The 21,540-nt window shown below is 63.9% G+C and carries 20 protein-coding genes; 7 read left to right on the top strand and 13 right to left on the bottom strand.

Features of this window, described 5'->3' with window-relative positions; translation table 11 throughout:
- Window positions 1-5: 5 nt before the first annotated feature.
- Window positions 6-440, bottom strand: a complete 435-nt coding sequence (locus L6Q21_RS08045; protein WP_237830226.1) for a Zn-ribbon domain-containing OB-fold protein — start codon at window positions 438-440, stop codon at window positions 6-8.
- 79 nt (window positions 441-519) lie between these two features.
- Window positions 520-1,734, bottom strand: coding sequence for an acyl-CoA dehydrogenase family protein (locus L6Q21_RS08040; RefSeq protein ID WP_237830225.1), 1,215 nt, complete (start codon window positions 1,732-1,734; stop codon window positions 520-522).
- Between the two features lie 125 nt (window positions 1,735-1,859).
- On the opposite strand from L6Q21_RS08040, the gene L6Q21_RS08035 reads away from it, so the two are divergent.
- The 3 genes from L6Q21_RS08035 to L6Q21_RS08025 are packed head-to-tail and all read left to right on the top strand — an operon-like array spanning window position 1,860 to window position 6,492.
- On the top strand, window positions 1,860-3,038 hold the full coding sequence (locus L6Q21_RS08035; RefSeq protein WP_237830224.1) for an acyl-CoA dehydrogenase family protein: 1,179 nt from the start codon (window positions 1,860-1,862) through the stop codon (window positions 3,036-3,038).
- Window positions 3,039-3,072: 34 nt separating this feature from the next.
- On the top strand, window positions 3,073-5,232 hold the full coding sequence (locus L6Q21_RS08030) for a CoA transferase (protein WP_237830223.1): 2,160 nt from the start codon (window positions 3,073-3,075) through the stop codon (window positions 5,230-5,232).
- An 18-nt stretch (window positions 5,233-5,250) separates the two neighbouring features.
- On the top strand, window positions 5,251-6,492 hold the full coding sequence (locus tag L6Q21_RS08025; protein ID WP_237830222.1) for a cytochrome P450: 1,242 nt from the start codon (window positions 5,251-5,253) through the stop codon (window positions 6,490-6,492).
- Between the two features lie 4 nt (window positions 6,493-6,496).
- On the opposite strand, the gene L6Q21_RS08020 is transcribed toward L6Q21_RS08025, so the two are convergent.
- Window positions 6,497-7,309, bottom strand: a complete 813-nt coding sequence (locus L6Q21_RS08020; RefSeq protein WP_237830221.1) for an enoyl-CoA hydratase/isomerase family protein — start codon at window positions 7,307-7,309, stop codon at window positions 6,497-6,499.
- A gap of 49 nt (window positions 7,310-7,358) precedes the next feature.
- Between L6Q21_RS08020 and L6Q21_RS08015 the strand changes: the two genes are divergently transcribed.
- Window positions 7,359-8,546 carry an acyl-CoA dehydrogenase family protein gene (locus L6Q21_RS08015; protein ID WP_237830220.1) on the top strand — a complete coding sequence of 396 codons (1,188 nt, stop codon included), beginning with the start codon at window positions 7,359-7,361 and terminating at the stop codon, window positions 8,544-8,546.
- Between the two features lie 30 nt (window positions 8,547-8,576).
- Here L6Q21_RS08015 and L6Q21_RS08010 read toward each other — a convergent pair whose 3' ends face one another.
- A complete protein-coding gene (locus L6Q21_RS08010) occupies window positions 8,577-9,350 on the bottom strand; it encodes a tyrosine-protein phosphatase (protein WP_237830219.1) in 774 nt (257 codons plus the stop codon).
- Window positions 9,351-9,543: 193 nt separating this feature from the next.
- On the opposite strand from L6Q21_RS08010, the gene L6Q21_RS08005 reads away from it, so the two are divergent.
- Together L6Q21_RS08005 and L6Q21_RS08000 are read left to right on the top strand one after the other, a co-directional pair.
- A complete protein-coding gene (locus L6Q21_RS08005) occupies window positions 9,544-10,293 on the top strand; it encodes an electron transfer flavoprotein subunit beta/FixA family protein (protein ID WP_237830218.1) in 750 nt (249 codons plus the stop codon).
- Window positions 10,290-11,219, top strand: coding sequence for an electron transfer flavoprotein subunit alpha/FixB family protein (locus L6Q21_RS08000; protein ID WP_237830217.1), 930 nt, complete (start codon window positions 10,290-10,292; stop codon window positions 11,217-11,219). The genes L6Q21_RS08005 and L6Q21_RS08000 overlap by 4 nt, the downstream gene beginning before the upstream one ends.
- A gap of 42 nt (window positions 11,220-11,261) precedes the next feature.
- Here the strand turns inward: L6Q21_RS08000 and L6Q21_RS07995 are convergent, their stop codons facing one another.
- From L6Q21_RS07995 to L6Q21_RS07985, 3 genes are read right to left on the bottom strand one after another with little or no spacing between them, the layout of a single operon-like run.
- The gene (locus L6Q21_RS07995) at window positions 11,262-11,933 is read right to left on the bottom strand and encodes a nitroreductase (protein WP_237830216.1); all 672 of its coding nucleotides are present in this window, start codon (window positions 11,931-11,933) and stop codon (window positions 11,262-11,264) included.
- A gap of 16 nt (window positions 11,934-11,949) precedes the next feature.
- Window positions 11,950-13,098, bottom strand: coding sequence for an acyl-CoA dehydrogenase family protein (locus L6Q21_RS07990; RefSeq protein WP_237830215.1), 1,149 nt, complete (start codon window positions 13,096-13,098; stop codon window positions 11,950-11,952).
- 15 nt (window positions 13,099-13,113) lie between these two features.
- Window positions 13,114-14,292, bottom strand: coding sequence for an acyl-CoA dehydrogenase family protein (locus L6Q21_RS07985; protein ID WP_237830214.1), 1,179 nt, complete (start codon window positions 14,290-14,292; stop codon window positions 13,114-13,116).
- A gap of 79 nt (window positions 14,293-14,371) precedes the next feature.
- On the opposite strand from L6Q21_RS07985, the gene L6Q21_RS07980 reads away from it, so the two are divergent.
- Window positions 14,372-14,992, top strand: coding sequence for a glutathione S-transferase family protein (locus tag L6Q21_RS07980; RefSeq protein ID WP_237830213.1), 621 nt, complete (start codon window positions 14,372-14,374; stop codon window positions 14,990-14,992).
- A 10-nt stretch (window positions 14,993-15,002) separates the two neighbouring features.
- Here the strand turns inward: L6Q21_RS07980 and L6Q21_RS07975 are convergent, their stop codons facing one another.
- Genes L6Q21_RS07975 through L6Q21_RS07950 form a run of 6 tightly spaced genes read right to left on the bottom strand, consistent with a single transcriptional unit; the run spans window position 15,003 to window position 21,445 of the window.
- Window positions 15,003-16,271 carry a spinster family MFS transporter gene (locus L6Q21_RS07975; RefSeq protein ID WP_237830212.1) on the bottom strand — a complete coding sequence of 423 codons (1,269 nt, stop codon included), beginning with the start codon at window positions 16,269-16,271 and terminating at the stop codon, window positions 15,003-15,005.
- Window positions 16,268-16,984, bottom strand: a complete 717-nt coding sequence (locus L6Q21_RS07970; protein WP_237830211.1) for an SDR family oxidoreductase — start codon at window positions 16,982-16,984, stop codon at window positions 16,268-16,270. The genes L6Q21_RS07975 and L6Q21_RS07970 overlap by 4 nt, the downstream gene beginning before the upstream one ends.
- A gap of 13 nt (window positions 16,985-16,997) precedes the next feature.
- Window positions 16,998-17,852 carry a MaoC family dehydratase gene (locus tag L6Q21_RS07965; protein ID WP_237830210.1) on the bottom strand — a complete coding sequence of 285 codons (855 nt, stop codon included), beginning with the start codon at window positions 17,850-17,852 and terminating at the stop codon, window positions 16,998-17,000.
- 9 nt (window positions 17,853-17,861) lie between these two features.
- Window positions 17,862-19,028, bottom strand: coding sequence for an acyl-CoA dehydrogenase family protein (locus L6Q21_RS07960; RefSeq protein ID WP_237830209.1), 1,167 nt, complete (start codon window positions 19,026-19,028; stop codon window positions 17,862-17,864).
- 13 nt (window positions 19,029-19,041) lie between these two features.
- On the bottom strand, window positions 19,042-20,190 hold the full coding sequence (locus tag L6Q21_RS07955) for an acyl-CoA dehydrogenase family protein (protein WP_237830208.1): 1,149 nt from the start codon (window positions 20,188-20,190) through the stop codon (window positions 19,042-19,044).
- A 16-nt stretch (window positions 20,191-20,206) separates the two neighbouring features.
- Window positions 20,207-21,445, bottom strand: coding sequence for an Rv3169 family protein (locus tag L6Q21_RS07950; protein WP_237830207.1), 1,239 nt, complete (start codon window positions 21,443-21,445; stop codon window positions 20,207-20,209).
- Window positions 21,446-21,540 lie beyond the last annotated feature (95 nt).

The following is a 21,540-nucleotide window of genomic DNA, read 5'->3' as shown; positions in this document are numbered from 1 at the left end:
GCTCCTCAGGCCGAAAGCGGTTCGAAATAGTGGGCGACATAGGCATTGCCCTCTTTGTCCCGGCGGCCCAGCGCATCGTCGAAGCGCACCTGCACGCGCAGGCCGGGGGCGATATCCGCCGGATCGAGGCCCACGTTGCGCAACGTGCCTTTCAGCGTCGGGCCGCCATCGAGGTCGACGACGGCGGAGACGAACGGCACCTCGATGCCCGGAAAGCCGCGCCGCACGATGACGGCGGAATGCAGCGTGCCTTCGCGCGCCGGGGTGAACGCCTCCAGCACATTGGCTCGGCCGCCGCAACGGCCACAGGCAATACGCTCGCTGTCGGCATAGGTGGCGCCGCAAGAGGTGCAGCGCTGCGCCTTGAGATGCGGCTGTCCGGCAGCATCGAAGGCGATGAAAGCGAAGGCAGGTCGCGGCGAATCCGGTGCAGTGCTCATGCGGGGTGCTTTCGAAAGATCATATGATTATAGTGTGCATGCGAACTATAATTGCCGAAAGAGAGGATTGCGTCAAGCATCATGTCTGCCGGTTCGCCACCCGCCATTCGGCCTGCCGCTTCAACTCCACCTTGGCGACGGTTTCCCGGTGCACTTCATCGGCGCCTTCGCCAATGCGCACGGTGCGCATGTGGGCCCACATTTCCGGCAACGGCGTATCATAGGAAAGGCCGGCGCCGCCATGGAACTGCATCGCCCGGTCCAGCACCTTCAGCGCCATTTCAGGGGCCAGCACCTTCAACTGCGCGATGTCGCCGCGCACCGCCTTCATTCCATCCTCCTGCATGCGCCGCGCGGTCTGCAGGGCGAAGGCCCGGCAGGCATCGATCTCGATCCGGCTGCGGGCGATGGCATCTGTCACCACCTGCCTTTCGACCAGCGGACGCCCGCCGATGATCCGCTTTTCCACCCAGGAACACATTTCCATCATCGCGCGTTCTGCGGCTCCGATGGCGCCCATGCCCAGCTGGATGCGGCCGACGCCCAGCGTGGACTGCATCATCAGGAAGCCGGCGCCTTCGTCGCCGATACGGTTGGCGACCGGCACGCGCACATTTTCGAAGATCAGGTCGCAATGGCCGAAGGGCGCATCGTCATAGCCCATCACCGTCTCGATGCGGCCCAGGCTCAGCCCCTTCGCCTCGCGGGGGACAAGCACCATCGAGTGGCGGGCATGGCGCGGCGCCGAAATGTCGGTCGCGCCCAGTACGAGGTAGAAGGCGCATTCGTCCATGCAGCCGCCCGTTGCCCAGCTTTTCACACCGTTCAGCACATAGTCGTCGCCATCGCGCCGGATGTCGAACTTCAGGTCGGTCGGGTCAGACGAAGGGACATTGCGCTCGGTGATGGAGATGCACGACCGGACGTCGCCCTCGACCAGCGGCTTCAGATAGCGTTGTTTCAACTCGGAAGATGCATGAAGATGCATCGAATTGCTGTTGGAGATGGTCCCGGTGTAGCAGTTGAAAATTTCCGGCCCGTGGTTGCACCAGTTCATGATCTCGCAGATCGGTGCATATTCCACCAGCGAAAGGCCGCGTCCGCCCAGCTCGACCGGCAGCGGGAACAGCCAAAGACCTTTTGCCTTCGCCTCGGCGCGGAGCTGCCGCATGATGGGTGTGTAGGTCCATCGATTCGCGGCGCTCTGTAACTGGTGGTGATGCTCCTGCTCGGTCGGGATCACACGGGTCAGCATGAATTCCTCGACCTGGCGTACGAGCGCTTCCTGTTCCATCCGTCGAATCTCCCTCTTTTCATTTCGCTAGAGTATGATGCACTTCATAACAATAGGGGGAATATTTAGCGGTTGATATATCGCCGGCACATTGTTAGCTTGCGTATTAAAAGAGGGAGAATTTCATGAGTGGCCGGTTTCTGAAGCTCGATCCACGCAACTTCGAGACGGAGGAAAGCCCTTATGGCGAGGAAATGGAAATGTTCCGCAATTCCGTGCGGGCCTTTTTCGACAGAGAGGTGGAGCCGCGCTATCGCGATTTCGAGGTGTCCGGCACCGACCGCGCCATCTGGAAGAAAGCCGCGGAATATGGGATTCTGGGCGCCACGATCCCCGAGGCCTATGGCGGCCCCGGCGCCAACCGCTTTTCCATCATGGTCGCCGCCGAGGAGCTGGGATATGCGCCATCGGGTGCGACGGCCGGATCGTTCATCGGCACCGACATCTGCACCAACTTCCTCGTCGATTTCGGCACCGAGGCGCAAAGGCGGAAATATTTCCCGCTGATCCTTTCCGGCGACTGCATACAGGCCATGGGCATGACCGAGGCGGAATCCGGATCCGACGCCTTCGCCGCCCGCACCACGGCCGTGCGCGATGGAGACGAATGGGTCATCAACGGCAGCAAGATCTACATCTCCAATGGCTCCAAGGCCGATCTGGTGTATGTACTTTGCAAGACGGCGCCCGAACTGAAGGCCAAGGGCCTTTCGATGATCATCGTGGAAAAGGGTACGCCCGGCTTCACCCAGCGCCGCATGATCACCCAGGGCTACAAGGGCGGTGATACCGGGGAGCTTTTCCTGGACGATGTGCGGGTGCCCCTGTCCAACCTCGTGGGGCCGGAAAATGGCGCGGCATCGATGTTCGTGCCGAACATGGCGCTGGACAGGCTGCAGATCGTGGCCCGGTCGATCGGGGCGGCGCAACGCGCGTTTGAGCTGACGCTGGAGCATTGCCAGAACCGCAGACTGTTCGGCCAGCGGCTGATCGATTTCCAGAACACGCGCTTCGTGCTGGCTCAGATGGAAACCGAAATCCGCGTCGGCCGTGCCTTTTACAATTCGCTGCTGCGCAAGGTGGCGAACGACACGATCACCGATGCCGAAAGCTCGATGGCGAAGATCTGGCTGACCGAACTGGAGTTCCGGACGCTGGACAATTGCGTGCAGCTTTGGGGTGGGCAGGCGTGGATGGACGACCATCCCATCAGTCGCATGTTCACCGCTGCCCGCGTGCAGCGCATCTTCGCCGGCGCGACGGAACTGATGAAGGACGTGCTGGGCCGCCGCTATCTGAAATAGACGCCTGAATATAAAGGCGAGGGAGGAACGCCGAATGTACGCAAACGGTCTGCTTGAGGGGCTGAACGTCGTCGACCTCGGGGTGGGCATGGCGCCAGCGCTGGCGTCCAAGATGCTGGCGGAAATGGGCGCGGCGGTGACGCGGATTGAGCCGGAGGGCGGAGATCCGTTCGTGGATATCTACCCCGCCCATGCCGTCTGGCACGGGCTTTCCCGGCGCGCAGAGGCGGCGGACCTCGAGAGGCTGCTGGCGGCTGCCGATGTCTGCATCATCGGAGGAGAAGATCACCCCGATGTTCCGCGTCGGCGCGATGCGGGGGACATTGCCGCGCGACATCCCCGCCTGGTGGTGCTGGATATCGCCGACGGTCCCGCTGGTACGCGATATGCCGGTCCCTCCACCGAATTGCTGGCGCAGGTGCGCAGCGGGCTGGTGTGGGAGCAGGAACCGGGCCGCCCGATCATCAACGCCTTCGATCCGGGCACCTATGGTGCCGCGATGCAGGGCGTGACGGGCATATTGGGCGCGCTGTTCGAGCGCGAGGGATCGGGGCAGGGGCAGGTCGTCTCCACTTCTCTGTTCGAGGGCGCGCTGCCGTGGATCGGCACTTACTGGTCCGAAATCGAAAAGCCGACGCCGGCGGCGGCCTTCGTGATCCCGCGCGGGGTGGCGCCGCTGATCTTCCGCACACGCGACGATCGTTTCATCCACATGGCCATCGGCGGCGCCGGTTCGAAATATGGATTTTATCAGGCGCTCGGGATCGACGACCCCAGCGTGCTGCCGGGCGACAGCGGCATGCCGAAGCCCGGCGGCAACCGCCGCGACTTTTTCGGAGACCATGCACTGCTCGCCTCCCATGTGGCGAACTGGGATTGCGACGAGTTGCTGGCCCGCATCTGGGAGCGCGGACTACCGGCGGAAGAGGTCCAGGCTCCCGGCGACTGCTGGCAGGAAGAACAGATCATCCACAACGGCATCATCGTGACCGAGGCCGATGGCAGCCGGCATGTGGGGCTGCCCTTTCGCGCGCGCCAATTGGGCAGCGGCGGTGCACGCTCCTTTGCCGGCGGCGGCGCGCCGCTGGCGAGCGTGCGCGTGGTCGATTGCGGGGCATTCGTCGCCGGCCCGCTGGCGGGCGTGGGGCTGGCCGATCTGGGTGCCGATGTGGTGAAAGTGGAAGCGCTGCAGGGCGATCCCAACCGCTCCATCTTCAAATCCTTCGCTGTGGCCAACCGCGGCAAACGGGCGATCGCGCTGGACATGAAGCATGCCGAGGGTCTGGATGCGGTGCATCGGCTGTGCGCGGGGGCGGATATCGTGATGAACAATTTCCGCCCCGGCGTATCCGCGCGCCTGGGGATTGATCCGGACAGCCTGGCGAAGCTGAACCCGTCGCTGGTGGTGCTGGAGGCGCCGGCATTCGGCACCACCGGACCGCTGGCGCAGAAGGCGGGTTTCGACATGGTGATGCAAGCCTGGACCGGGCATGAGGCCAAGGCGGCCGGCGCTGGCAACGAGCCGCGCTGGAACCGCACCAACCTGGTGGACATCGCCGGCGGCATGCTGGGCACTATCGCGACCCTGGCAGGGCTGCTGCATCGTGTGCGAACCGGCAATGGAGTCGCTCTGGAATCGCCGCTGTGCAACGCTGGCATCTATACGCTTTCGGAACTGGTCCAGCGGCCCGACGGCAGTTTTGCGGAAACGGCCCGACCGGATTCCGAACTGCGCGGCTACTCGCCTTATGAAGCGCTGTATGAAGCCGCCGATGGCTGGATAGCCATCGTTGCGCGCGGCGAGCGGGCAAAGGGGGCGCTGAGGGAGGCGCTGGAGATCGCCGGAGAGGCGACGTGCGCGGCCATCGCCGGGGCCGTAGCGCAACACAATGTGGCGGAGCTTGCGAAACGGCTGGAATCGCACGGTATCTGGCTGGAGCCGTGCCGCGATGGCAAGGAGCAGGAGATATTGCGCGACCCGGCGCTGATCGCGCGCGGTACCGTGCGCGTCACCACCCATCCGGCTTTCGGGCGCATCCATGAAATCGGTGCCGCCTACACCCTGTCGCGTTCGCCGATGGGCAATGACCGTGCGGCTCCGATGCCGGGGCAGCACAGCCGAGAGGTGCTGGCAGGGCTGGGGCATGACGAGGCGGCCATCGAGACGCTGTTCGCCACCACCGCAGTGGCATGATCGAAAGGGAGATACATCATGCAGGTGCAGGAGCTTTCGGACGTTGATCTGACCAACGACCCGCGGAAGCGCGGGCAGGACATGCTGAACGATCTGGACCATATCCGCGATTACAAGCCGGTTTTCTGGAGCGAGAAATCGCGCTGCTGGTTGGTAACCCGCCATGCCGACGTGGTCGATGCCTTCCAGCGGCGGATCCCGGTGACGAACGATGGCCGAATGTTCCCGGTGTTCCACCTGATCCCGCCGGAGGAATGGGAAGCCCGCATCCCGACGCTCGTGAAATATTCCGACCTCTGGATCACCAGCACCGAGGGGGAACGGCACGCCCGGTTGCGGTCGCTGATGATGAAAGCGCTGAACCGCAAGATCGTGGAGGCGCTGCGCCCCTATGCACAGGCGCGGGCGGAATATCTGGTGGATACGATGATCGCTGCCGGAGAGCTGGAGTTCAACGAGGGCATATCGCGCGCGATGACGGGGGACGTGCTGTTCCAGTTGCTTGGCATGCCGCCGGAGATGGTTCCCAATCTACGCGACTGGGCTACCTGGCTGATGGAGGGCGTGGGAGCGACGGTGCCAACGCCGGCGCGGCTGGAAAAGGCCAATCTGGCGCTGGAGAAGATGAACGAGGCCGTCGCCTTGGAGTTGGATAAGCGGCGCAAAGAGCCGAAGGAGGATTTCCTGACCGGCCTGCTCCACGCCTCGGAAGGCGAAGACCGGCTTTCCTATGACGAGATACTCGCGCAGATGCATGTCGCCATCGTCGCCGGCCATGACACTACGATGAACACGCTGACGCTATCTGTCGATGCGCTCGCGCGCGACCCGGAGGCCTGGGCCTATCTGGAGGCCAATCAGGACAAGATGCTGGCGATCGTCACCGAATTGCAGCGGCATATCGCGATGGTGGGGGGGCAGCCGCGGCTGGTGTATGAGAATTTCGAACTCCATGGCGAACATATCCGCAAGGGCGACATGCTGGCGGTGATGATCGCCACGGCGAATCGCGACCCGGCGCTGTTCGAGAACCCCGACAGGATCGATTTCACCCGCGATAACCGCCACTCCATGACATTCGCGCCGGGTATTCATTTCTGCCTCGGCCACCATCTGGCCAAGATGCAACTGACAGAATTCCTGGGCGCGCTGGTGCGCAAGGTGAAGCGGATCGAGGTGCTGGACGATGCGCTGGATTTCCTACCCGTCTGGGTGTTCCGGGGGGTGTATCAATTGAATGTGCGGGTGACGCCGCGCTAGCGGATCAGCGTCCCCCGAAGCTCGGGGGACGCTTTTCCGTGAAGGCGGTTATCGCTTCGACGAAATCGGCTTCTTTCACCACCTGCCCCAGCATCGCGATCTCACGGTCCAGCGCCTGCGCCAGAGACAGGCCTGTCGCGCCATGCAGCAGGGCCTTGACGCCCCGTGTCGCGACCACCGGGCTACCGGCGATGCGGGTGGCGACGGCTGTCGTCCGCGCCTCCAGTTCGGGATCGGGCACCACCCAGTTCACCAGCCCGAAGCGTTCGGCCGTGACCGCATCGATCCGTTCGGCCATCAGCGCCATCTGCAGCGAGCGGGAAAGGCCGATCTTGCGTGGCAGAGCCCAGCTTTCGCCATGGTCTGGCGTGTGCGCCAGATCGAGTTGCGGCAAGGTGAAGCGTGCGCTTTCGGATGCGACGACCAGATCGGCCATGATGACGATCTGCAAGGCGACGCCGATGGCGTGCCCGCGCACAGCGACGATGAGCGGCTGCGGCACGTTTTCCAGCGCCAGCGCCAGCGGCTTCGACAGGTTGGTGACGGCAGCGGTGAAGCGATCGTGCCGGGACTGCGGATCGGGCGAGAGCCATTCCGCGATGTTGCCGATATCGCCGCCGGTCGAAAAATTCCGCCCCTCGCCCTGAATCACCACGGCACGGGTTTCCCGATCCTCGGCCAGTGCCGAAAAGATCGCGATCAGCCGCAGGGTCATCGCATCGTCGATCGCATTCATACGGTCCGCGCGATCCAGCAGGATGGTGGCGATGCCGCCTTCGCGCGACAGCTTCACCCGTTCGTCCGCCCTGTCGTTCATGCCCGCTCTCTCCGTTTGCAAAGATCGATCAGTCTGGTTATCAAGCATATTGTCAATAAGCGAACAAGATGGGGAGAAGGCCGACGTGCCGCTGACGATCGATCCGGATATCTTCACCGAATCCCATGGCATCTTCCGCAAGACCGTCCGCCATTTCTTCGAGACAGAGGCCGACCCATATCTGGAGGCCTGGGATGAGGCGCATGCCATACCGCGCTCTTTCTGGCGCAAGGCGGGCGACCTCGGGATATTGGGCATCGGCGTGCCCGAGGAATATGGCGGCCCCGGTGGTGACTTCCTCGATCGCGTGGTGATGACGCAGGAGATGGGCTATGCCATTTCCAGCGCCAGCATCGGTCCTGCCTTCCAGCGAGACCAGATGTGCGAGCAACTGATGGATTTCGGCACCGAGGCGCAGAAGAAGCAATGGCTGCCGAAGATGGTGAAGGGCGAATGCCTGTTGGCCTTCACCGTGACCGAGCCGGATTCCGGTAGCGACCTCTCCTCCATTCGCACCACCGCCGTCAGGAATGGCGACCATTATGTGATCAACGGCGCGAAAACCTACATCTCGGGAATCGCCGACGCCGATCTGTTTCTCGTCGCCTGCAAGACCGACCCGGATGCGGGTTCGCGCGGCATTTCCGTTTTTCTGATCGAGCGCGACGCCCCCGGCCTGCGCATCGGCCGGGTACTGAAGAAGATGGGGTGTCACGCCTCCAGCAACGGCGAGCTGTTCTTCGACAATATCCGCGTACCGGCGGAAAATCTGTTCGGCCCGCTGAACGGCGGCTTCAAGGTGCTGGTGAAAAGCCTGAACCGCGACCGGCTGATGTGGAGCATCATTTCCCATGCGGCGGCGACTCGAGCCTTTGACCTGACTGTAGAGTTTGTGAAGGATCGCAAGGCGTTCGGGCAGAGCGTCTTCGATTTCCAGAATACCCGGTTCAGACTGGCCGACATGGCGGCGGAGCTTGCGGTAGGGCAGGCCTATATCGATCGCTGTCTGCGCACCTTCATCCGGCAGGGAGAGGTCGATATGATGGAAGCGACGATCGCGAAGCTGTGGCTGCCGGAAATGGAAGGCCGGATCGTCGACCAGTGCGTGCAGCTGCATGGCGGTGCCGGTTATATGGATGAATATCCTGTCTCCCGGCTGTTCACGGCTGCGCGGCTGCATCGCATCTTCGCCGGCACGGCGGAAATCATGCGCCTGCAGATCGGCCGCGCATTGTAGACGGGCAGCGGACGCCCACCGAGGTTCATCCTAGCGGAGATAGTTCAAGGATATGGCCTTGATCGTATCGGAGCCGATTCCAACGTCTCGGAGATAGGCGGGAACGTCGCCATGGCGTTCCACTATCTGTTCCAGCGCAGCATGAAGATAAGCCGGCTGCACCGAAAACAGCACGCGCAGATGGTCCAGCGGAATGTCGAATGCCAGTCGGGGCAGCATGCCGTCGATGCATAATTGCATCCGTGCCTCTCCCATCTCGTTGGTCAGCAGATAGTCCGCCATCATGTCGTCCTCGTGCACGCCCATCGCGCGATGGAAAAGGGCGACGCAAAGCCCGGTGCGATCCTTGCCCGCGAAGCAATGGACGAGAGAGCCGGCATGTTCCTGCGCCAGCCCCTCGAAATAGAGACGGAGCGCATCGCGGAAACGGGGAAGGAAGGGCAGGGTGCGATAGGTATCCGCCATCCCCGCCGCCATTTCCTGTGCATTGGCCAGGCCGGCATACCGCCCCATCAGGTGCGGAATGGCGCCTTGCGCCGCCTCCGTCCGCAACAATCTGCCACTGAAGCCGGAAAGGAAGGGCGGAGGAGATGGGGGAAATTCCACCGGGCTGCGGAGGTCGATCACCGTGCCGACATGCAGCCGCTGCAACATGTCTTCGTCTGCCGGCAGGCAATGATCCAGTTCGCCGGACCGGAACAGCCGCCCGGATACGAGGCGCGCGCCCGTCGATGTGGACAGGCCGCCATAGTCCCGCAGATTGTGCCTTTGGCTTATGACAGCGACTTCTCGGTTGTCGCCCACTCGATCTTCCATATCGATATCACTTCGCCTTGCGTAAAATTCCTATTGATCGTAAGCATATCATAATCTAGCAAATCAAAAAGCGGGGCAAGGGAAACCTCCGATTTCAATTGGGCTATGTCTTTGCAACGCCGGCCTGCGGTTCTTCGCTGGCAAGCGCAACGGTGCCCGTACAGGAACGAAGGACAAGCATATGAAGATCCTTGTGCCCGTGAAGCGGGTGATCGACTATAATGTGAAGCCGCGCGTGCGCGCGGACGGTTCCGGCGTGGATCTCGCCAATGTGAAAATGAGCATGAACCCCTTCGATGAGATCGCCGTCGAGGAGGCGGTGCGGCTGAAGGAAAAGGGCGTGGCGACCGAAGTGGTCGCGGTCTCCATCGGTTCCGCGAAGGCGCAGGAGGTTTTGCGCACGGCGCTCGCGATGGGGGCAGACCGGGCGATACTGATCGAAAGCGATGCCGAGGTGGAGCCGCTGGCGGTTGCCAAGCTGCTTGCGGCCGTGCAGGCCGAGGAACAGGCCGGGTTGATGATCCTGGGCAAGCAGGCGATCGACGACGACAGCAACCAGACCGGCCAGATGCTGGCGGCGTTGCTGGACCTGCCGCAAGCGACCTTCGCGTCGAAGCTGGAGGTGGCGGCCGATAGCGTGACCGTGACAAGGGAAGTGGATGGCGGGCTGGAAACGCTGAAGCTGGACCTGCCGGCCATCGTCACCACAGACCTTCGCCTGAACGAGCCGCGTTATGCGAGCCTCCCCAACATCATGAAGGCGAAGTCCAAGCCGCTGGCGACGCGCGCCGTCGCCGATTTCGGGGTGGATGTGACGCCCCGGCTGGAAACGCTGAAGGTGACGGAACCGGCGAAGCGGGTTGCCGGCGTGAAGGTTGCCGACGTCGATGAGCTAGTCGCAAAACTGAAATCGCTGGGAGTAGCCGCATGAAGACGCTGCTGTGGGTTGAGCATGAGGATGGCGGCATCAAGGACGCCACGCTTTCGTCCGTGACGGCTGCGGCCCGGATCGGGGAGGTGCATTTGCTGGTCGTCGGCTATGATGTCGGCGCTGTCGCTACGCAGGCCGCCGCGATCGCGGGCGTGCAAAAGGTGCATGTCGCCGATGATGTCGCCTATGCACATGCGCTGGCGGAGAATGTAGCACCGCTGATCGTGCAGTTGATGGCTGGCCATGATGTTTTCGTGGCGCCGGCCACCAGCAATGGCAAGAACATCGCCCCGCGTGTCGCGGCCTTGCTGGATGTGATGCAGATCAGCGATATTCTTTCGGTGGAGGAGGATGGCAGCTTCACCCGCCCCATCTATGCTGGAAACGCCGTCGCCACCGTGCGTTCCAGGGATGCGAAAAAGGTCGTTACCGTGCGCGGCACCGCTTTCGACAAGGCGGCGCGCGAAGGCGGCTCTGCCGCAATCGAGACTGTTGCGTCCACCGGCGACCGCGGGGTTTCGGCCTTCGTATCCGCCGTTATCGTGCGGCAGGAGCGGCCTGAATTGACATCGGCGAAGATGATCGTTGCCGGCGGGCGCGCGTTGAAAGACAGCGAGACCTTCGCGCAACATCTCTTCCCGCTCGCCGACAAGCTGGGCGCTGCCGTGGGCGCCAGCCGGGCGGCTGTGGATGCCGGCTATGTGCCGAACGACTATCAGGTCGGGCAGACGGGCAAGATCGTCGCGCCCGAAATCTATCTGGCGGTGGGCATTTCGGGCGCCATACAGCATCTCGCCGGCATGAAGGACAGCAAGACCATCATCGCCATCAACAAGGATGCCGATGCGCCGATCTTTCAGGTCGCGGATATCGGGCTTGTCGGCGATCTGTTTCAGGTCGTGCCGGAACTGACCGCCAAACTTTAGCAGGTTTCAGCCCTGGCCGGTGCGGCAGGGGCTGAAACCGCGCTAAAGCCCGGCGAAGGTGATGCAGGCCGCGAGCGGGACGCGCATTCCCTCGAAGCCGTTTACCGGCGCGGCGGCGTCGCGATAGCCGATCGACATGCCGCAAAAGAGGATATGATCGGCGGGAATGGCGACATGGTCGCGAATCTGCTGCTGATAGACGGCCCATGCCTCCTGCGCGCAACTGTCCAGTCCTTCCTCGCGCAGCAGAAGCATCACCGTCTGCAGCCACATGCCCATGTCGGCCCATTGTGGCGGCCCCATATAGCGGGGCGTGTGCACCAGCATCAGCAGCGGGGCGCCAAAGGCGTGGTAATTATGCGCGAACTGCGCCAGTCGCCCGGCCTTGTCCTCGCGCGGCACGCCAAGGGCGTTGTACATGGCTTCGCCCACCTGCTGGCGGCTCTCGGCGTAGCGACCCTCCAGTTCGGGCGGATAGATGGCATATTCCGGGCTGTGACCCGAGCGCCCCTGCGGTATCATCCTGGCGACAGCATCGCACAGGCGGGCGAGAGCGTCGTCGCCCACGACATGGGCATTCCACGGTTGCAGATTGCCGCCCGACGGCGCGTAGCGGGCCTTTTCCAGCACGCGCTCGATGATGCAGCGATCCACGGGGCGCGGCAGGAACCGCCGTATCGACCGGCGGGAGGCGACCGCTTCGGAGACGTTCATCCGCTCATCCCCGTCATCACAGCGAACGCGAAACGATCAGGCGCATGATCTCCGCCGTGCCGGCGAAGATACGATGCAGCCGCGCAGCGGTGTAGAAGCGCGAGATCGGATACTCTTCCATATAGCCGGCGCCCCCATGCAACTGCACGCACATATCCATGATCCGCGCTTCCATTTCCGGCAGCCACATCTTGGCCATCGCGCATTTCAGCGTGTCGAGCTGGCCGTTCGCCTGATAATCGCGGATCACATCGTCGAGGAAGGCGCGGCCCACGGCAAGCTCGGTCTTCATCTCGGCCAGCCTGAACTGGGTATTCTGGAAATCGAAGATGGTCTGGCCGAACGCCTTGCGATTCTTCACGAAGGCGATCGTCTCCTCCAGCGCCCGCGTCGAGGCGGCGTGGGCGATCAGCGGCCAGGTGATGCGATCCATATTCACCCCGCCCAGGCACAGCGCCATGCCGCGCCCCTCCTCACCCAGCAGGTTCGAAACGGGCACGCGCACCTCGTCGAAGGCGATTTCCCCGGTGTTGGAGGCGACGACACCCATCTTCTTCAGCGCGCGGCCGCGCCGGAAGCCGGGGCGGTCGGCCTCCACCACGATCATCGAAAGCCCCTTGGCGCCGGGCGCCTCGCCGGTTCGCGCCACCACCATGAACGCATCGGCGACCGACGCCTGCGAGATATAGGTCTTGGCGCCGGTGATCACATATTCGTCGCCCTCGCGCTGCGCGACGGTGCGCGTGGCGGAAACATCGCTGCCGCTGTCGGGCTCGGTGATGGCGAGGCCGAACAGCAGCTCTCCACGCACCATCGCCGGCAGATATTTCCGTCGCTGTTCCTCATTGGCGGAACGATAGAGGATCTCGCAGGTGCCATCGGCGATCAGCGATGGCGCCATCACCGCGCCGGCCGGACTGTATCCAATCTCTTCGGCGATCACCAGGCGGTGCAGGAAATCGCCGCCGGGGCCGCCATATTCCTCCGGAACATCGACCCCCAGCAGACCCGCCTCTGCCGCCTTGCGCCAGAAGCCGCGGGGGACGGCGTGCTGCTCGGCCCACTCGTCGATATGCGGCTCGACCTCCGCCGCCAGGAAGCTGCGCACGGTCTGGCGGAAGATGCGATGCTCGTCCGTCCATAGCGATTCGTTCGTCTGGTACATGGTTCCTCCCTTTTTTCAAGTGCCGAAGCCGAGCTGCCGGCCCGCCAGATCGAGCAGTATCTCTTCCGATCCGCCGCCGATGGCGACGACGCGGACTTCGCGATAGATGCGCTCGGTAAGTGTACCCCGCACGAAGCTGGCGCCGCCCAGGACCTGCGCCGCTTCCCGCAGCACCTGTTCGAACATGCGGGTCGCCTGCACCTTCAGCAGCGCCAGATCCGCCGCCGTTTCGAGCGTATGGTCATATTGCCAGGCGCAGAGGTCGATCCACGCCTGCGTCGCATCGATCTGCCGCTGCATATCCGCGAGCTTCGAACGGATGACGGGGTGAGAGCCCAGCTTCTGCCCGAAGGTGATGCGCTGGCCCGCCCATTCGATCGCCTCCTCATGGGCGATGCGGGCGAAGGATGCGCATTGCTGCGCGGCCTGTAGCCGCTCCCAGTTGAAGTTCCGCAGGATCGGCCGGAAACCTTTGTTCTCCTCTCCCAGCAGATGCCGGGCCGGTACGCGCACGCCATCGAAATGCAGCGTTGCGGTATCGCCGGAATGCCAGCCCATCTTGCGCAACGGCGTGCGCGTGAGGCCGCTGCTTTCCGCCGGGATCAGCAGCATCGATATCCCGCCCATGCCGTCCCCACCGGTGCGGACGGCGGTGACGAAGTAATCGGCGCGCATGCCATTGCTGATGAAGGTCTTGGAGCCGTCGACGATGAAGTCGTCGCCCTCCCGGCGTGCCCGCGTCTTCAGGGCCGCCACATCCGAACCGCCCGAAGGCTCGGTCACGGCGATCGCCAGGATCCTGTCGCCGGAAAGAATCCGCGGCGCGACTTCGCGCGCGAGTGCGGGATCGCCATGCTCGATCAGCAGCGGCATGCTGACGGCATGGGTGAACAGGCCGGATTGCACGCCGCCCGAGCCGCTGCGCGCCGTTTCATCCACGAGAACCAGCTTGTGGAAACTGTCTATGCCAATGGACGTGCCGCCAAATTCCTCCGGGAAGCCGAGGCCCAGAAGACCGGCCTCGCCAGCCTTGCGGTGGAATTCGCGCGGCACGACGCCATCATCTTCCCACCGGTCGACGAAGGGCAGCGCTTCGCGCGCGATGAAGGTGCGCACGCTGGCAGCCAGTGCCTCATGTGTTTCACCATAATAGGGCGAGCGCCCGCGCCAGCTATCGAATATGTTGCCGCGCACGGCTTCCCCTTCGCCCAAGTTTATGCGCTGGCGTATATTAAACCAGCGTGTTAAGTAGCCGTCAAGCAGGGAGAAGAGAATGCTGACGATATACGGAACCAGGCCCTCGCGGGTCGCGCGGTGCCTTTGGACACTGGAGGAACTTCGGCTGCCCTATCGTCAGCTCGCCGTGCCCGACAAGCGCGCGCCGGCCTTTCTGGCGCTGAACCCGATGGGCAAGGTGCCGGTGCTGGTGGATGGCGATTTCGTGCTGACCGAATCGGTGGCGATCAATGCCTATCTGGCGGCTCTGAAGCCCGGTCCGCTGTTGCCGGAGGCCCCCCGTCTGCGCGCCCGGATCGACCAGTGGACGAGTTGGGCGATCACAGAGGTGGAATTTCATTTCACCGTCATGGTGCGCGAAATCCGCAGGGCCGGGGAAGCAGGTGGGGCACCCGATGCCACGCTGGTGGCCACCTGCCTGCAGGGTGTGCAGGAAACGCTGGGTGCGCTGGAAACGCATCTGGCGGCCGGTAACGCTTATGTCGCCGGAGAGGATTTCACCATAGGCGACATCAACGCGGCTTTCCCCATCGCCGGCATTGCGCCGCGCATCGACATGAAGGCCTTCCCGGCGATCGCCGGCTGGCTGGCACGTTGCACCGCGCGCCCCGCCTGGCAGCGGGTGCTGGCGATCGACGAAAGCCGGCTGGCGGCCTGATTTCGGCGCTTCACGCCGCCTGCGCGCGCCATGCGAACAGGCGGCGGCTGTGGCCCAGCGCCAGCAGGAACAGCAGGCCCGACAGAAGGGTGAAGCCCACGGAGGCCGTCAGCGCCAGCCGCAGGCTTTCCGTCCCATGGGCCGGCGTCAGCCGGTCGCTGAGCATGCCGACGAACAGCGGAATCAAACCCTGCCCGATCAGCGCATTCAGCACGTTGGAGAAGGCGCTCGCCATTCCTCGCTGACGCGGCAGACACACGCTCTGCATCGTGGCCTGAAACGCCGGCGCATAGACCACGGCCAGCCCCATGGCGGCGAAACAGGCGGCCAGCGCGACGGTGGTGGAAGGGCTCCACAGCACCAGCAGCAGAACCGGAACCAGCAGCAGATTGGCGATGATGCAGATCCACACCGGAACCGAAAGCCCCCGCTTAGCCAGCCGGTTGCCCAGCCAGCCGCCGATCAGCATGCCCGCGATCAGCCCGAAACTGGCGGCCGGGCCGAACAGAAAGCCCACCTCGCGCTGGCCCATGCCATGCAGGCGGATGAAGAATTGCGGCAGCCAGATCAGCATGCCCAGGCTGCTGAACACCCCGAACGAGGCCGCGATGCACAGCCAGCGATAGGCGCGGTTTTCCCACAACTGCGCGATGGTACGTGAAAACGGCGCGGCTTCGGGCTGCTCTCCGTCATATTGGCCGCGCGGGGCATCCGGCATGAAGAGATAGATCAGCACGGCCAGGATCAGCCCCGGAATGGCAGCGATCCAGAAAGCGGCGCGCCAGCCGTAGGTGGCGGCGATCCAGCTTGCCACCATGAAGCTGGCCAGAAGGCCGATATTGCCCCCCACCTGGAACAGCGCCAGCGCCAGCGACCGCTGCTGCGGCGGGAAATGGTCGCTCAGCAGCGACATGCCCGCCGGGTTGGCGCCGCCTTCGCCCACGCCCACGCCCGCGCGGGCGATGGCCAGCAGGGCAAAGCTCTTCGCGAAGCCGCATAGCGCGGTCATCAGGCTCCACAGGGCGACGACGAAGGCGATCAGCGGCCGGCGGGCATGGCTGTCCGCCATCCGGCCGAACAATATGCTGGCGATGGCATAGACCAGCACGAAGACAGGGCCTGTCAGCAGCGCATATTGCGTGTCCGACAGGCTGAACTCCTCGCGCAGCGGCTGCGACACCACGACCACCAGCAGCCGGTCATAATAGTTCATCAGGTTCATCGCGGCCAGCAGGGCCAGCGCGATCCACGGCCCGCGCCGGGCGAGCTCCGGCGTCACAGCGGCAGCGTCCGGGCCGCGGCGGCGGCCTCAGGCGCGACGACCGGGCGGCCATCGGCGCCACGGCGGGCGATGCGCCATATCGTTCCGGGATATCTCGCGGGATCCTTCAGCATATCGGCAACCAGCCCCCCGATCTCCCCTGCCGTAACCCAATCAGGATCGGCGTCTTCCCCATGGCGGCGCCCGGCGACGACCGATGCCACGATCAGTTCCCGAAGGGCCGGCACATCCCCTTCGCGCTCGTGCGCGAAGCCGCGATACATCTGCCTGAGCGCGGCCTGCGCCATCGACATCGGCACGCCGCCATCGAGGATGAAATCCGCCGATCCGCCGCCGATGCCGACCAGACAGCCATGCCGCGGCAGGCGCGGCAGGAAGCAGCGGACGGCGGCATGGTGGCTGAGCAGATCTGCCGCGAGCAGCGCGGCCATTGCCGGCGTGTCCAGCGCCTTCAGCCGCAGCGGCTTTCGCTGCCCGTTCACCGCGACGACGACATGCGAAACCGCGCCGGCTTCCACGGCCAGCCGCTGCGCCGCGCCATCGTCGGCCACCGATCCCGCAAGCAGGCGCAAGCGGGAAGGGTGGCCCAGCCGGCCGGCCAGCGACTCCAGCCCGGCCTTGTCGCGGGCGGCGGCGACCACCTCGCGACCGGCGGTGAGCAACGCGGCGACGACACCTTCGCCCACCTCGCCGGAAGCGCCTATCACCATCACCGGCATCGCTTCAGCCGATCATGGCGGTGCCACGATCCAGCACCATGAGATCGTCACGGTTGGGCACCAGCGCGCGGAACCGCACCAGCCCCGGCCCGCTGCCCCAGAATTCGAAGCGGATAAGATCACCCGGAAGCACCGGCCGGCTGAAGCGCAACGCCATCGAGCGCAGCCGCGCGGGATCGAAATCGCAAAACTGCCGCAGCAGCGCATATCCCGCCATGCCCTTGGTCGAAAGGCCATGCAGGATCGGCCGGGGGAAGCCGGCGACCTTCGCCACATCCGGATCGATGTGCAGCGGGTTCAGATCGCCGGAAAGCCGGTAGATCAGCGGCTGGATTTCCGGCACAGCCACTTCCAGCGCGCTGTCGGGCGCTCTCTCTGGCAGCTTCGCCAGTTCTTCCGGCACATCGCCCCAGTCGCCGCAGCCGCCGTCGCTGCGCAGCATCAGTGTGTTGGTGACGGTGGCGATCTTCTCGCCACTATCAGCATTCAGCACATGCTTGCGCTGGTGCAGCATCGCCCCGCGCTCGCCCATGTCGCGCACGCCCATGATGAAATGCCTGCCGACGATGCGGCCTTCGGGCGCCAGCCCATGGTGCATTTCCAGACGCTGCTCTGCGTGCAGCAATCTTTTCCAGTCGATGCCATATTCGGAATCGCGCGCCCACATGCCGGGGTGCCCCAGGACATTGGCGAGGGTGGGCGAGGCCTTCAGCCTCTCTTCGAACAGATAATCGATATGTTGCCTGTCCATCGGCTGCGTGCCGAAACCCACGCCCAGCGCATACAATATGGTGTCGCGCGCGGAATAAGCCTGTTCGGTATCCTGGAACCGACGCTCGACGACTTTCTGCAGGTCCATCTTGGTTCCTCAATAGCTTTTCGGCAGGCCGAGCACCTTTTCGCCGATGAAATTCAGGATCATCTGTTCGCTGATGGGCGCGATGCGCAGCAGGATGCTTTCGCGGAACAGGCGTTCGACCTGATATTCGCGGGAATAGCCCATGCCGCCATGGAACATCACGGCTCGCGTACAGGCATCGAAACCGGCGCGGGCGGCCAGGAACTTGGCACTGTTCGCCTCCGCTCCGCAGGGCTTGCCGGCGTCGTAAAGCCAGCCGGCGCGCATCACCATCCAGAAGGCCGATTCCAGCGCCATCCAGCTTTCCGCCAGCGGGTGCTGGATGCCCTGGTTCATGCCGATCGGGCGGCCGAACACCTGGCGATCCTGCGCATATCGGGCAATGCGCTTCAACGCCCCCTGTCCGTTGCCGATGGCTTCCGCGGCAACCAGGATTCGTTCGGGGTTGATCGAATGCAGCACATAGTGGAAGCCCTTGCCTTCCTCGCCGATCAGATCCTCGTCGGGCACGAAATAATCGTCGATGAAGGTGGTGTTGGAATCGACGGCATTCCGGCCCATTTTGGGAATGCGGCGCACCTCGATCTTGCTGTGATCCAGATCGGTGTAGAAAAAGCTCATGCCGTCCGTGGGCTTGCGGCACTGGTCCTTGGGCGTGGTCCGGGCGAGGATCACGATCTTGTTGGCGACCTGCCCGGATGAGGTCCAGATCTTGCGGCCGCTGATGCGATAGCCGCCCGGCACCTTGGTTGCGAAGGTCTTGATGCTGGTAGTATCCAGCCCGGCATCCGGTTCCGTCACGCCGAAACAGGCCTTGTCGGTGCCGGCGATCAGCGGCTTCAACATCCGTTCCTTCTGCTCGGGCGTGCCGAACACGACCACGGCGTGCGGACCGAACAGGTTCAGATGGATGGTGGATGCCGCCGAATAGCCGCCCGCGCCCTGGCAGATTCGGTTCATCATGATAGCCGCCTCGGTCACGCCGAGGCCGGAACCGCCCAGTTCCTCGGGCATGGTGATGCCCAGATATCCGGCATCGGCGAGCGCCCGGTGAAAGGCATGCGGGAATTCGCCGGATTGATCCAGCCGAGACCAATATTCATCATCGAACTGGTCGACGATCTTCCCCACGCCATCGCGGACAGATCGTTGAACTTCGTTGAGTTCCATCTCCATGTTCCAGCCCCTTTCAGGCGAAGACCTTGCGTGCGATGATCTCGCGCATCACTTCGGAAGACCCACCGGCGATCTTGCGGATGCGGGAATCGATGAAGGCGTGGGCGATGGGATATTCCATCATATAGCCGGCGCCGCCGTAGAATTGCAGGCACTCGTCGGCGATCCGCCATTGCAGTTCGCCCGCCAGCATCTTGGCCATTGCAGCGGTCTCGATATCCAGATCGCGTGTCACGGCCAACTCCACGCAGCGATCGACGAACACCTGGATCGCCTGCGTGCTGGCGGCCATTTCGGCGATCTTGAAGCGGGTGTTCTGGAAATCGGCGACCGGCTTGCCGAAAATCATCCGTTCCTTGGTATAGGCGATGGTCGTATCCAGCATGCCCTTGCACATGCCGATCGCATGCACGGCGATGGAAAGCCGTTCCTCGGCCAGATTGTGCACGGCGATGGCCATGCCCTGGCCCTCGGCGCCGATGCGGTTGGCGACCGGAACGCGCACATCGGAAAAGAACAGCTCCGACGTGTCCTGCGCCAACAGGCCGAATTTCTCCAGCTTGCGGCCGCGCACGAAGCCGGGGCGGTCGGTCTCCACCACGATGAACGTCATGCCGCGGGCGCCGGCGGCAGGGTCGGTCTTGCAGGCGAGGATGACGATATCGGCAAGCTGGCCGTTGGAGATATAGGTCTTCTGGCCGTTGATGATGTAGTCCTCGCCATCGCGCACGGCGGTCGTCTTGATGGCCTTCAGATCGCTGCCGGCGCCTGGTTCGCTGAGGCCCAGGGCGACGATGCGCTCGCCGGAAACCATGCCCGGAATCCAGCGCTGCTTCTGCTCGTCGGTCGCGAAGTTCAGGATGTAGTTCGCCGCCATGTCGGAATGGACGGCGAAGCCCGGCCCCGTGGCGCCGGCGTAGCCCAATTCCTCGGTGAAGACGGCATTGTAGGTATAATCGGCGCCGGCACCGCCGAACTGGTGCGGCGCGTTGGAGCACAGGAAGCCAGCCGCGCCGGCCTTCAGCCAGACCTCGCGGGATACGACACCATCCTCCTCCCACTGGCGGTGATAGGGGGTGATTTCGGCGGCGATGAAGCGACGGACCGCGTCGCGGTACATCTCATGCTCTTCCTTGTAGACAGGTCGTGATAAGGTGTGCACGGATCACTCCTTGGGATCAGGCGATGCCGCGGCCGGTCAGGCCGCCATGGCTGTCTTGCGCGCCAAAGCCATAAGGCGCGTATCGGCCGTTCAGGAAAACCTCGAACTGGGATCGGCCGCTGCGCACCCGCCCATCCGGCGCCGTCAGCGTGACGTTGGCGAAATGTTCTACGCCAAAGACGGTCTTTGTCTCGCCATTGCCGGGGAAGCGATGCTCGCACGGCTGGGATGAGAAATCATATTCGTCCCACTCCATGGCCGGGCTGCGCCCGTGCCAGGTATGGATGGTGCCGCCATCGTGCCATGCGCCGACATGATAGCCGATCTGGCCCAGCACATGCGGCGGATGCGGGCAATCCAGCGCCAATGTCCATGTGCCGCCATCGGCATCGCGCAGCGTGACGACGCCATCGGTGACGGATCTCGTGCCGGGCCGCCAGTTCAGCCGATGGTCGTAGCTCTTCAGCTCCAGCCTTTCGTCCCAGCCATGATGGATGGAGCCTTCGAACGGGACGCCAAAGGCATCGTTCAGCACCATGCGCTGGCCATCCGGCCCTTCGTGGAAATGGAAATAGGCGGAAAGCTCCTCTGCCTCCACAAAGCAGGAAAAGCGCAGAGCCCGCGCGATTTCCGCTGCCTCGGCCGGCGGCAGCCAGCCCGGCGCGACACCCAGCGGCGGGCGGCTTTCATAGATGCCCCATGACCGGTCGCGCGATCCGCCCCACGGGCTTTCCTCCGGCAGCTCGAATCGCTGGCCGGCGATTTCCAGCCAGCCGGTGCAGCGGCCCGTCTGGTGATAGCGGCTCTGATCGGTGGTGAAGCGGCCGGCGCGCACCGCGCGGTGGTGCATGGCCAGATGGCAGGGCGCGATGCCCTGCCAGAGGATATCGAAGGCGAGGCCCGATTCGTTGGCTTCGCAGACCAGCCGGATCGCCTTCAGCGGTTCCACGAACTCGTAGCGCAACGGCCCTATGGCGACTGCGAAATCGTCGCGCCAGATCCGGCTGAGCCGCAGCGCGCGCTGCACACCGCGAATGTTGCTGTTCACATAGCCGCCGATGATGTTGCTGTTGGGGGCGACGCGCATGCCCGTCCACACGGAAACGCCGCTCTCGACATCATAGGCGAGGAAATAATAGCCATCGTCCCAAGCCGGGTCGGAATTGGGAACGTACGACATCGGATAGGGCGTGGCGTGAAACGGATATTCGTCCATCGGTGTCAGCGCCATCTTCTCGAACGTCTCTTCCGCCATCGCTCCTCTCCCCTGCGGTGCCGGTGTCACCCCGCCATCTCCGGTTCGTCATGCTCGGCCCCGTTGACAGGCACTGCGCAGTCAAATAAGCCCTT

It is taken from the genome of Sandaracinobacteroides sayramensis, from assembly GCF_022014495.1.
In the GTDB taxonomy this organism is placed as follows: Bacteria; Pseudomonadota; Alphaproteobacteria; order Sphingomonadales; family Sphingomonadaceae; genus Sandaracinobacteroides; species Sandaracinobacteroides sayramense.
This window is presented reverse-complemented; position numbering and strand designations above follow the sequence as displayed.

What these genes read in the sequence shown, in the direction of transcription:
- L6Q21_RS08045 (WP_237830226.1), bottom strand. Translation starts at nt 440, where the DNA reads ATGAGCACTGCACCGGATTCGCCGCGACCTGCCTTCGCTTTCATCGCC.
- L6Q21_RS08040 (WP_237830225.1), bottom strand. Translation starts at nt 1,734, where the DNA reads ATGGAACAGGAAGCGCTCGTACGCCAGGTCGAGGAATTCATGCTGACC.
- L6Q21_RS08035 (WP_237830224.1), top strand. Translation starts at nt 1,860, where the DNA reads ATGAGTGGCCGGTTTCTGAAGCTCGATCCACGCAACTTCGAGACGGAG.
- L6Q21_RS08030 (WP_237830223.1), top strand. Translation starts at nt 3,073, where the DNA reads ATGTACGCAAACGGTCTGCTTGAGGGGCTGAACGTCGTCGACCTCGGG.
- L6Q21_RS08025 (WP_237830222.1), top strand. Translation starts at nt 5,251, where the DNA reads ATGCAGGTGCAGGAGCTTTCGGACGTTGATCTGACCAACGACCCGCGG.
- L6Q21_RS08020 (WP_237830221.1), bottom strand. Translation starts at nt 7,309, where the DNA reads ATGAACGACAGGGCGGACGAACGGGTGAAGCTGTCGCGCGAAGGCGGC.
- L6Q21_RS08005 (WP_237830218.1), top strand. Translation starts at nt 9,544, where the DNA reads ATGAAGATCCTTGTGCCCGTGAAGCGGGTGATCGACTATAATGTGAAG.
- L6Q21_RS08000 (WP_237830217.1), top strand. Translation starts at nt 10,290, where the DNA reads ATGAAGACGCTGCTGTGGGTTGAGCATGAGGATGGCGGCATCAAGGAC.
- L6Q21_RS07995 (WP_237830216.1), bottom strand. Translation starts at nt 11,933, where the DNA reads ATGAACGTCTCCGAAGCGGTCGCCTCCCGCCGGTCGATACGGCGGTTC.
- L6Q21_RS07990 (WP_237830215.1), bottom strand. Translation starts at nt 13,098, where the DNA reads ATGTACCAGACGAACGAATCGCTATGGACGGACGAGCATCGCATCTTC.
- L6Q21_RS07980 (WP_237830213.1), top strand. Translation starts at nt 14,372, where the DNA reads ATGCTGACGATATACGGAACCAGGCCCTCGCGGGTCGCGCGGTGCCTT.
- L6Q21_RS07970 (WP_237830211.1), bottom strand. Translation starts at nt 16,984, where the DNA reads ATGGTGATAGGCGCTTCCGGCGAGGTGGGCGAAGGTGTCGTCGCCGCG.
- L6Q21_RS07965 (WP_237830210.1), bottom strand. Translation starts at nt 17,852, where the DNA reads ATGGACCTGCAGAAAGTCGTCGAGCGTCGGTTCCAGGATACCGAACAG.
- L6Q21_RS07960 (WP_237830209.1), bottom strand. Translation starts at nt 19,028, where the DNA reads ATGGAGATGGAACTCAACGAAGTTCAACGATCTGTCCGCGATGGCGTG.
- L6Q21_RS07950 (WP_237830207.1), bottom strand. Translation starts at nt 21,445, where the DNA reads ATGGCGGAAGAGACGTTCGAGAAGATGGCGCTGACACCGATGGACGAA.